The organism is Microcystis sp. M113S1, assembly GCF_020246945.1.
In the GTDB taxonomy this organism is placed as follows: Bacteria; Cyanobacteriota; Cyanobacteriia; order Cyanobacteriales; family Microcystaceae; genus Microcystis.
The window spans coordinates 1-9,508 of record NZ_JADBSA010000066.1; the positions used below are offsets into that span (position 1 = coordinate 1).

A 9,508-nucleotide genomic window follows, 5' to 3' on the forward strand; every position below is an offset into this window, starting at 1 on the left:
GCTTACGGTGCAGTCGCTGGTATTGAAATTGACGAAGGTATAGACCGTTATGCCTATAATAAAGGACTATTTGTGATTAAACCATCTGGGGATACAGTGGAGATTATTAATGATGAAAACTTTCGACCGAGGACTTGGTAAGGTAGTACAGGTATCTTGTCCTACGGCTATCTACAAATTAATTACACCCAGCTAATTAACTTGATTTTCGTCCGTTCATAGTAGTGAAAATGCGATGAATTGATTCAATCTTTCATAAAACCATAAATTTATGCCATAGTGACCGAATATGGTGTCGTGAGCTTTTTGGCTGTGATCGGTAAACGGTAATCAGTGAACTGAAAACTCACATCCGATCAGTGATCACTGATAAGCTATACTGGGGAAATTGCGCTAACAGCAGGGTTGCTGCTGCCTGTCGTTAAATTGTCTCTAGTGAAATTGAGGAATTAACTTTGTCTAAACAAGATCTAATTGAAATGGAAGGAACCGTCACCGAATCTTTGCCCAACGCCATGTTTAGGGTGGATTTAGATAACGGTTTCAACGTCTTAGCCCATATATCCGGCAAAATCCGCCGTAATTATATCAAAATCCTCCCCGGCGATCGAGTCAAAGTGGAACTGACCCCCTACGACCTAACCAAAGGCAGAATTACCTATCGCCTGAAAAATCAAAAAAAATAGTGACAAATAGGGGCAGAGAAGCCAAAAAGCCTAATAAGCGGCCAAATTTATTTTAAAAAAATAGGTGACACGAGTAAAAGAAATCTGATATAATAGTAAGCTTGCAGTGTTGCCAGAATAGTTAGGCATGAAAGTTAGAGCGTCTGTCAAAAAAATGTGCGAAAAGTGCCGCGTCATCCGTCGGCGCGGTCGAGTCATGGTAATTTGTTCTAACCCCAAACACAAGCAGAGACAAGGTTAACCCACCAAAGTCACTGTCTTGGGGCAGAGAATCGTTACCGTTAATTGTAGTCGTTTTTGGAAAAAAAATCGTTCATAGGGAGAAAGAAAAAGCGTGGCAAGGATAGCTGGTGTAGACCTACCTCGCGATAAGCGTGTGGAAATCGCCCTGACCTACCTCTACGGAGTGGGTCTATCGCGTTCCCAAGAAGTCTTATCCGCGACGGGTGTTAACCCTGACACTCGGGTCAAGGATCTCAGCGATGAAGACGTGGCGGCGCTACGGACTTATATCGAAACAAATTATCAAATCGAGGGGGATTTGAGACGCTGGGAGGCGATGAACATCAAACGCCTCGCCGATATCGGCACCTATCGAGGTCGTCGGCATCGGCTAGGATTACCCGTGCGCGGGCAACGGACGCGAACCAATGCGCGGACCCGTCGCGGTCGTCGGGTGACAGTGGCAGGGAAGAAAAAAGCCCCCTCCAAGAAATAATTTTTTATTCATTGCGATATCCCCCAATCAAGAAAAACTATGGCGCGACCAACCAAAAAAACCGGACCAAAAAAACAGAAGAAAAATATTCCTACCGGAGTCGCTCACATTCAATCGACCTTCAACAATACCATTGTCACGATCTCCGATACCAAAGGCGATGTGATCTCTTGGGCATCGGCGGGATCGAGTGGTTTTAAAGGAGCTAAAAAAGGAACCCCCTTCGCCGCCCAAACCGCCGCCGATAACGCCGCCCGCCGAGCGATCGAACAGGGAATGCGTCAACTAGAGGTGATGGTTAGCGGCCCTGGGGCAGGACGGGAAACCGCAATCCGGGCCCTGCAAGGAGCAGGATTAGAAATCACCCTGATCCGGGACGTGACCCCCATCCCCCACAATGGTTGTCGTCCTCCCAAACGCCGGAGAGTGTAAACAGTGAACAGCTTTTTCAGGTGACAGGGATCTTGAGGCCGGCAGCCGTTAGCTTTTGGCGCATCAGCAGGAGAATCGGGTCGTCAAAGACCATCTGAGCAAAAAACTGAACGCTGAACGCTAAATGCTGAACGCTAGAGAAAACTGATAACTGATAACTGATAACTGATAACTGAACAAGGGAGGTCAATCGGTGGCGCAATTTCAAATCGAGTGTGTAGAAGCAAAAACTTACAAGAATCAGAGTCAGTACAGTAAATTCGTACTAGAGCCTCTGGAAAGAGGCCAGGGTACGACCGTAGGTAATGCCCTGAGACGGATTCTCATTTCCAATCTGGAAGGGGCGGCCGTGACGGCCCTGCGGATCGCGGGAGTCAATCACGAATTTGCCACCGTCCAGGGAGTACGCGAGGACGTGATGGAACTCATGCTCAACATGAAAGAAATCATCCTCAAAAGCTACACCAATCAAACCCAGATCGGGCGTTTAGTGGCAACTGGACCGGCGACGGTAGTGGCGGCACAATTCGATTTACCCTCAGAAGTGGAGATAGTCGATCGCAATCAGTACGTCGCTACCCTAGCCGAAGGGGCGAAGCTAGAGATGGAATTTCGCGTGGAAAAAGGCAAAGGCTACCGGACGATTGATCGCAGTAAAGACGAAGCCACTTCGCTAGACTTTCTGCAAATCGACTCGATTTTTATGCCCGTAACCAAAGTCAACTACAGCGTCGAAGATATCCGTTCCGAAAGCGGTCAAGCTAGAGATCGTCTGCTCTTAGAAATTTGGACAAACGGGAGCATTAACCCCAAAGAAGCCCTTTCCCAAGCGGCCGATATGCTAGTTAATCTCTTTAACCCGCTCAAGGATCTCAACGCCCTCGAATCTTCCGGTAACTTTGACGACCAAGAGATCAACCAAGAAAACCAAATTCCGATCGAGGAACTACAATTATCCGTGCGCGCCTACAATTGCCTGAAGCGAGCGCAGATCAACACCGTAGCCGACCTCCTCGATTACAGCCAAGAAGATCTCTTAGAAATCAAAAACTTTGGGCAGAAATCGGCTGAAGAAGTCATTGAAGCCCTACAAAAACGGTTAGGCATCACCCTACCCCAAGAAAAAAGCAAGTAAACCCAATTCCAGGAAAATACCATGAGACATCGATGTAAAGTGCCTCAATTGGGTCTGCCGGCTGACCAAAGAAAGGCACTGCTGCGCAGCTTGGCCACCCAGCTAATTCGCCACGGTCAGATCACCACCACCCTAGCGAAAGCGAAAGCGGTGCGAGCAGAGGTAGACCACATTATCACCCTAGCTAAAGACGGTTCCCTGAGCGCCCGTCGCCAGGCTATGGGCTACATCTACGATAAACAACTGGTTCACGCCCTCTTTGAAGGCGCACAAGCCCGTTATGGCGGTCGTAACGGCGGTTATACCAGGGTCGTGCGTACCCTGCGCCGTCGCGGGGATAATGCCCCCATGGCGATTATCGAACTGATGTAAAGATGACAGCTTGCCACCAGTCGCGGATCGCCCTAGTTATCCAGTATGTGGGAACTAATTTCCACGGCTGGCAACGGCAACCCCATCACAGGAGCGTGCAGGAAGAAATCGAGAAGGCTCTGGCCGATATTCTCGGTCATGACGTCACTCTGCACGGGGCCGGACGTACCGATAGCGGTGTTCACGCCGCCGCCCAAGTTGCCCATTTCGAGCAGCAGAGTCCGATCCCACCTTCCCATTGGGCCAAGATTCTCAATGCTCGGCTAGATGAAGATATCGTCATTCGGGCCTCGGCCCGGGTTCCCGATCGCTGGCACGCCCGTTTCTCGGCCCTCTGGCGACGTTATCGTTACACCCTCTATACCGACCCCATCCCCAATCTATTTGTTAGCCCCTTTAGTTGGCACTACTACCATCGTCCCCTCGATGCCAATTTGATGGCCAGGGCCTTAAAGCCCCTATTGGGTAAGCACCATCTGGCCGCCTTTCACCGTGCTAACTCTAGTCGTGACCATTCCTGGGTAGAAGTACAAGGGGTGGAATGCTACCGTCAAGGGCCGTTTGTACAGATGGAAATTCAAGCCAATGGCTTTTTGTACGGGATGGTGCGCCTATTGGTGGGAATGTTGGTGGAGGTGGGAACTGGTGAGCGATCGCTAGAAAACTTTACCGACATCTGGGTCAATCAGCGCCGAGAATTGGTCAAATACGCCGCACCAGCTAAAGGACTATGTTTACTGCGGGTGGGTTACGCCGATTTTCCCTTTGCCGATAGCGTCTGGTTCGAGACTCAGCCTCTTTATTATTTCCGAGCAGAGGGGATAGGGGAATAGGGTAATGGGGGAATAGGGGAATTTCAACTAAAACCCGAAAACCCTAAAACCCGAAAACTCTAACCCCCCAACACCCAGGTCGGCAATAAAAAAAATTATTTTTGTAAACCAAGGCAAACTCACCATGAACAAAACACCTCTACCAAATTTAGAGACTCTAGAGCAGAAATGGTACGTCATTGATGCGGCCGATCAGCGTCTAGGTCGTCTGGCCACCGAGATCGCTATGATTCTACGGGGCAAAAATAAGGCCACTTTCACCCCCCATCTGGATACGGGGGATTTTGTCATTGTTATTAACGCCGAAAAAGTGACGGTGACGGGCAAAAAACGCCAACAGAAAGTTTATCGCCGCGATTCCGGCAGACCGGGTGGTATGAAGGTAGAAAGCTTCGATAAACTGCAAAAACGCATTCCCGAACGGATTATCGAACACGCTGTTAAGGGAATGCTCCCGAAAAATAGCTTAGGTCGGAAATTGTTCACGAAACTGAAAGTTTATGCCGGTGCGGAACATCCCCATCAGGCACAACAACCGGAAGTTTTAGCGATTAATACGATTCCCGCAGGAGGAAATTAAGTCAATGCAAGCCACGGACAGTAAAAATAAGGTAGTTTATTGGGGAACGGGACGACGCAAATCGGCGGTCGCTTCCGTGCGTCTCGTGCCGGGGACGGGGGCCATTACCGTTAACGGTCGCGATGGAGAAACCCATTTTAACCGCATTCCCACCTATATCCAGACGATTAAGGCTCCTCTGGAGACTTTGGGACTGGAAAACGAGTATGATATCATCGTTAAGGCCGAGGGCGGTGGTTTGACCGGCCAAGCGGACGCGGTGAAATTGGGTGTCGCTAGAGCTTTATGTCAATTAGCGCCGGAAAATCGTCCTCCCCTCAAGAGTGAAGGTTATCTGACTCGGGATCCCCGGGCGAAGGAACGGAAAAAATACGGTCTTCACAAAGCGCGCAAAGCGCCTCAATACTCGAAACGTTAGGTTAATAGAGAGGTTTATTATGCCGAAAAAAATTCATCCTACTTGGTATCCGGAAGCTAAGGTGATCTGTAATGGTGAACTGGTGATGACGGTGGGTTCGACCAAACCAGAAATTCATGTGGAGGTTTGGTCGGGTAATCATCCTTTTTATACGGGAACCCAGAAGATGATCGATACGGAGGGCCGGGTCGATCGCTTCTTGCGTAAGTACAAAATGGGCGATAAGTCAAGCAAAAAGGCTGATCAGAAATAATTCTTTACTTTTGCCTTTTTGACCCGGTGGGGAAATTTTCCCGCCGGGTTTTTTGCTATTTTTAGGCTGGTAGGGTCAATATCCTAAATCCGGTTATTAAAGACTGATTATTTATTCTCCCTTTTGCATCAGTGCTTGTCTTCATACAGCTTTTTTCATAAAGATGAAGTATAATCTAATTCGGTATTGGCGATCGCATACTGTTGCCTACACCCTATTTTTAGACTCGCTCCCAGATTTACTAGCACAAGTTGCTCAAAAAGTCAAGCAAATAAAAGATACAGAGCAAAGACAAAATTTTGTCAGTTGTACGGGACTTTTTTGCGCGTATTTCAAGGAAGGCAGCAGCTTTATTCGATTTTTTTGAACTAGAAGATTGAGAAGCTTGGTTAGGATCTCCCGGAAACTGAGCGCTCCCCAGTAAAACCGGGGAAGGAGATATATATTTTTTTACCTACCTGATACTTTTTAAGAGATTAACTGTCTAATCGGGGAATCTTTGCTGTAATTCTTCATCGGATAATCGCGACAACAGAATCATAAAATTTTGCCTTACTTTTTGGGTATGGGGATGATTTTCTCCTAATCTTTCTTGACAAATAGCAATAGCTCTCACACACAACGGTTCTGCTTCTGCGTATCTGCCTTGGGATTCGTATAATACCGCTAAATTATGGAGACTTTTAGCAACACTAGGATGATTTTCTCCTAATCGCTGTTCTTTCAGAGAAAGGGAGCGCTTATACAACAGTTCCGCTTCTGCGTGTCTGCCTTGGGAGCAGTATAATCCGGCTAAATTATTGAGACTGGTAGCAACATCGGGATGGTTTTCTCCTAATACCTGTTCTGTCAGAGAAAGGGAGCGATTATAGAAGGTTTCCGCTTCTTCGTATCTGCCTTGGGAGCAGTATAATCCGGCTAAATTATTGAGACTTTTAGCAAAATAGAGATTGTTTTCTCCTAATAGCTGTTCTATCAGAGAAAGGCATCTCTTACACAAGGGTTCTGCTTCTGCGTATCTGCCTTGGTATTCGTATAGCACTGCTAAACTATTGAGACTGTTAGCAACATCGGGATGGTTTTCTCCTAATAGTTGTTCCCTTAGAGAAAGGGAGAGCTTACACAAGGGTTCTGCTTCTGCGTATCTGCCTTGGCATTGGTATAATAGTGCTAAATTATTGAGACTGGTAGCAACAATGAGATGGTTTTCTCCTAATAGCTGTTCTATCAGAGAAAGGGAGTGCTTATACAAGGGTTCCGCTTCTGTGTATCTGCCTTGGGAGCGGTATAATCCGGCTAAATTATTGAGACTGGTAGCAAAATGGGGATGGTTTTCTCCTAAGCGAGATTGGATTTCTTCACAACATTTTGTGAAGGTAACTGCTGCTAAATTATATTCTCCCTGTCCCTTATAAAACAAAGCTACCCCAAGAAACACCAAAATTAAATTATCTTCCGGGTTGGGAATATCATCTAACATTGTTTGACTGACAAGTTGCAGATGGGGAATTGCGGGAGTTACTGCTGCAATAATCTCCCTTGTGGGGGTTTGCGGGATATTTCCGGCAATAGTTAACAAAGTTTCCACAAAAGCGCATCGATAACGAGAATTTATCTCAGGAATTTCCTGTAATTGCCGTTGAAAAAATTCTCTCACCAGGGGATGAATCCGATAAAAAGAATAGTCCTCATCCACGGGTTGCATCAGATGAGAATTATCCAATTGTCCCCGCGCTTCTTCTAGTTCGCTTTCGGTAATTTCCGTGGATTTTGCCGTATCTTCTAGCAACGTCCAAGCAATAGCCACTGGTGCAAATAAACTCAACAGCATTGCCACTTTTTGACAAACAGAACTTAAATCATCCCAACTGATTTTAATTGCGGCTGCTACCCCTAAATGTCCATAATCTCTGTGGTTTCTTTCCTTAGTTAAAGCAGTATGAGCTAAATTTAATTTATCCCGTAAATGGCTAAACTTTAAATGACGATTTTTCGCTAAATATTCCCCCACTAACTCCACTGCTAAGGTTAAGTTTCCTAAAATTTCGTGACAAATCTGTTCTACTAAAGCTTTTTCTTGCTCAACTTTAGCAGTACCAACAATTTTGGTTAATAACTCTACACATTTATCTAAGGGTAAAACATCTAAAGCTATAGACTCAAATTCCGGACTAAGACACCTTTCCCTAGTGGTGACTAATATCTTAATCCTAGAATCTTTTGGTAACATTCGATCGGGAATTCTGTCGATATTGGGGACATCATCGAGAATTAATAATAATTTTCCCTGCTTAGGTAGCCAATTTTGCCAATACCAGTCCACTTGTTTTTCTAAAGATTCTTTTTTCAATATTTCTGGTAAAGATAGATAGGAACCGGCTAATTTAACTATTTCTTCTGCTAAACCCGATAGTCGCAAGGATAACCAATATTGTGCCGCGTATTCCTGTTGGTATCGTTTCGCATATTCCAAAGCTAAAGCGGTTTTTCCTATTCCCCCTAACCCTTCCACTGCACAAACAATCACCCCTTGTTCTGTTTGCAATTGCTGATGAATTAAGGTTAACTCATCTTCCCTCCCGACAAAATTAACCGTACTTTTGCCCACATTACTAGGGACAGCTTGACGTTCTTTTGGTTCGGGAATACTCAGATTAAAAGTATTATTTTGATTGTTATCAGTTCCATCTTGCTCAATATTGATTTTCATTTTTAATTCTCTCTAAAAATAATTATCTTTGCTCAAAATAAATCTAATATAAAAGTAGTATTGATGAGGTTTTTAAGGAAAATAACGATACATTTCTTTTCGGTGTAGAAGACGAACCAAGGTGACAATATCTTGCTCTAAATATAAACCAAGACGATAATCCCCAATCCGAATGCGATAACATCCTCGATACCCTTGAATCGCTTTGACATTACGCAACTCGGTTAAACTCTTGGCTGATTCTATCTCCTCAATAATTGCCTGAATTTGTCGCTTAATTTTACGATCTTTGAGATGGCGTAGATCTGTCTGAAAGCTTTTACGAAATTCAATATTCGGCTCTTATTCTTTTAACAAAGTCAAAATTTCATCACGACTGACATTGTTACTATCTTTTCCCTCTTGAATTGCCCTAGCCATAGCCGTATCTTCCAGCACTTCATAAATTAACTCTTTTAGTAAATCCTTTTCTTGTATTAATAACTCATAGAGTAACTCTTTTAATATTGGTTTTAACGCTTCCCCTTGTGATTCTGACATAAATTACCTCTTATCTTTGATAATAACTATTTTCAATGATAACATTTACTGGGTTTACCTTTCACAGATTAAAGATGTTGTTCTGTGTATTACCAATTCCTGATTGACTAATATTAATTGTCCGATCGATACTGGCCAAGCTTTTAGAGGGAATACTTACTTTTTTAGCCGATTTTTCACCCCTGTGATCGCACGATTAAATGTGGGAAAATAACGCCTAAAAGTTGACTCAGTATCTAATTCCGCTTCGTAGGTGAGGGAAACAAAAGGAGGTATAGTAGATAGGGCTGCTTTTAATTTGGCTGCTGCCGATCGCTCTGGTTGATTGAGTTTAGCCAGAATTTGGTTTAATAATTCTAAGATTTGTGGAGAAGCAAGTTGATCGGGTGGTTCTGTGGTAATTGCTGTCACTTCTGTGATAATTGCTGCTACCATTACCTCGGCATCAGGAAAGAACGCTTCTTGACTGTCGCTGGCGATTAAATCCCATTTTTCTCGTTCAAAATCCCGAATTTTTCGGCGTAAATCTTCGATCTGCTGCTCGATCCTAACTTGTTCTTCCGGTGCGATTGTAACTAAAGTGTTTCGCTTTCCCGCTAATTGTTGTTTTAAGCGCTGAATATTCTCTTCGAGGTTTTGTAATTCGTCAGTAGCCATGGGAAAATAAGCTTAAATTAGCCAATTAATTCAATTTTGACATCCTCACCGCCGTAAACGGACGGTGATTCCCAAACCTCACGATTTAGGTTTCTGCTTCTTTCCCTTGCGGGGTTCCGCACCTGCCTTAACAGATTTACTCTGTTCTGGTCTTATGGTCGCTCTACAGACTGA

The 9,508-nt window shown here is 44.8% G+C and carries 14 protein-coding genes and 1 pseudogene; 11 read left to right on the forward strand and 4 right to left on the reverse strand.

Going from position 1 to position 9,508, the window contains the following annotated elements; genetic code table 11:
• The 11 genes and pseudogenes from IM319_RS03790 to rpmE all read left to right on the forward strand — a co-directional run.
• Positions 1-141: pseudogene (locus IM319_RS03790) on the forward strand (DUF3782 domain-containing protein); the annotation flags it as partial.
• A gap of 314 nt (positions 142-455) precedes the next feature.
• A complete protein-coding gene (gene infA, locus IM319_RS03795) occupies positions 456-686 on the forward strand; it encodes a translation initiation factor IF-1 (RefSeq protein WP_002737109.1) in 231 nt (76 codons plus the stop codon).
• 127 nt (positions 687-813) lie between these two features.
• Positions 814-927 carry a 50S ribosomal protein L36 gene (gene rpmJ, locus IM319_RS03800; protein ID WP_012593611.1) on the forward strand — a complete coding sequence of 38 codons (114 nt, stop codon included), beginning with the start codon at positions 814-816 and terminating at the stop codon, positions 925-927.
• A gap of 93 nt (positions 928-1,020) precedes the next feature.
• Positions 1,021-1,404, forward strand: a complete 384-nt coding sequence (gene rpsM, locus IM319_RS03805; protein WP_002735415.1) for a 30S ribosomal protein S13 — start codon at positions 1,021-1,023, stop codon at positions 1,402-1,404.
• Between the two features lie 39 nt (positions 1,405-1,443).
• Positions 1,444-1,836 (forward strand): 30S ribosomal protein S11, encoded by a 393-nt coding sequence (gene rpsK, locus IM319_RS03810; RefSeq protein WP_286825371.1) that lies wholly within the window; start codon positions 1,444-1,446, stop codon positions 1,834-1,836.
• Positions 1,837-2,029: 193 nt separating this feature from the next.
• Positions 2,030-2,971 (forward strand): DNA-directed RNA polymerase subunit alpha, encoded by a 942-nt coding sequence (locus tag IM319_RS03815; protein WP_287734705.1) that lies wholly within the window; start codon positions 2,030-2,032, stop codon positions 2,969-2,971.
• Between the two features lie 21 nt (positions 2,972-2,992).
• Positions 2,993-3,343 (forward strand): 50S ribosomal protein L17, encoded by a 351-nt coding sequence (gene rplQ, locus IM319_RS03820; RefSeq protein ID WP_024970315.1) that lies wholly within the window; start codon positions 2,993-2,995, stop codon positions 3,341-3,343.
• A 2-nt stretch (positions 3,344-3,345) separates the two neighbouring features.
• Complete coding sequence (gene truA, locus IM319_RS03825; protein ID WP_287734706.1) at positions 3,346-4,176, forward strand: tRNA pseudouridine(38-40) synthase TruA; 831 nt, start codon at positions 3,346-3,348, stop codon at positions 4,174-4,176.
• A gap of 124 nt (positions 4,177-4,300) precedes the next feature.
• On the forward strand, positions 4,301-4,756 hold the full coding sequence (gene rplM, locus IM319_RS03830) for a 50S ribosomal protein L13 (protein WP_002735375.1): 456 nt from the start codon (positions 4,301-4,303) through the stop codon (positions 4,754-4,756).
• 4 nt (positions 4,757-4,760) lie between these two features.
• The gene (rpsI, locus tag IM319_RS03835) at positions 4,761-5,174 is read left to right on the forward strand and encodes a 30S ribosomal protein S9 (RefSeq protein ID WP_002737094.1); all 414 of its coding nucleotides are present in this window, start codon (positions 4,761-4,763) and stop codon (positions 5,172-5,174) included.
• 19 nt (positions 5,175-5,193) lie between these two features.
• Positions 5,194-5,427, forward strand: a complete 234-nt coding sequence (gene rpmE / locus IM319_RS03840) for a 50S ribosomal protein L31 (RefSeq protein WP_002760058.1) — start codon at positions 5,194-5,196, stop codon at positions 5,425-5,427.
• Positions 5,428-5,911: 484 nt separating this feature from the next.
• Here the strand turns inward: rpmE and IM319_RS03845 are convergent, their stop codons facing one another.
• The 4 genes from IM319_RS03845 to IM319_RS03860 form a co-directional block, all read right to left on the reverse strand.
• The gene (locus IM319_RS03845) at positions 5,912-8,035 is read right to left on the reverse strand and encodes a tetratricopeptide repeat protein (RefSeq protein ID WP_425184848.1); all 2,124 of its coding nucleotides are present in this window, start codon (positions 8,033-8,035) and stop codon (positions 5,912-5,914) included.
• 174 nt (positions 8,036-8,209) lie between these two features.
• Positions 8,210-8,470 carry a type II toxin-antitoxin system RelE family toxin gene (locus tag IM319_RS03850; protein WP_287734709.1) on the reverse strand — a complete coding sequence of 87 codons (261 nt, stop codon included), beginning with the start codon at positions 8,468-8,470 and terminating at the stop codon, positions 8,210-8,212.
• A 9-nt stretch (positions 8,471-8,479) separates the two neighbouring features.
• A complete protein-coding gene (locus tag IM319_RS03855) occupies positions 8,480-8,677 on the reverse strand; it encodes a hypothetical protein (protein ID WP_287076672.1) in 198 nt (65 codons plus the stop codon).
• A 156-nt stretch (positions 8,678-8,833) separates the two neighbouring features.
• Positions 8,834-9,334: a hypothetical protein gene (locus tag IM319_RS03860; RefSeq protein WP_287734708.1), complete on the reverse strand. Its 501-nt coding sequence runs from the start codon at positions 9,332-9,334 to the stop codon at positions 8,834-8,836.
• Positions 9,335-9,508: the final 174 nt, after the last annotated feature.

What these genes read in the sequence shown, in the direction of transcription:
- rpmJ (WP_012593611.1), top strand. Translation starts at nt 814, where the DNA reads ATGAAAGTTAGAGCGTCTGTCAAAAAAATGTGCGAAAAGTGCCGCGTC.
- rpsK (WP_286825371.1), top strand. Translation starts at nt 1,444, where the DNA reads ATGGCGCGACCAACCAAAAAAACCGGACCAAAAAAACAGAAGAAAAAT.
- rplQ (WP_024970315.1), top strand. Translation starts at nt 2,993, where the DNA reads ATGAGACATCGATGTAAAGTGCCTCAATTGGGTCTGCCGGCTGACCAA.
- truA (WP_287734706.1), top strand. Translation starts at nt 3,346, where the DNA reads ATGACAGCTTGCCACCAGTCGCGGATCGCCCTAGTTATCCAGTATGTG.
- rplM (WP_002735375.1), top strand. Translation starts at nt 4,301, where the DNA reads ATGAACAAAACACCTCTACCAAATTTAGAGACTCTAGAGCAGAAATGG.
- rpsI (WP_002737094.1), top strand. Translation starts at nt 4,761, where the DNA reads ATGCAAGCCACGGACAGTAAAAATAAGGTAGTTTATTGGGGAACGGGA.
- rpmE (WP_002760058.1), top strand. Translation starts at nt 5,194, where the DNA reads ATGCCGAAAAAAATTCATCCTACTTGGTATCCGGAAGCTAAGGTGATC.
- IM319_RS03855 (WP_287076672.1), bottom strand. Translation starts at nt 8,677, where the DNA reads ATGTCAGAATCACAAGGGGAAGCGTTAAAACCAATATTAAAAGAGTTA.
- IM319_RS03860 (WP_287734708.1), bottom strand. Translation starts at nt 9,334, where the DNA reads ATGGCTACTGACGAATTACAAAACCTCGAAGAGAATATTCAGCGCTTA.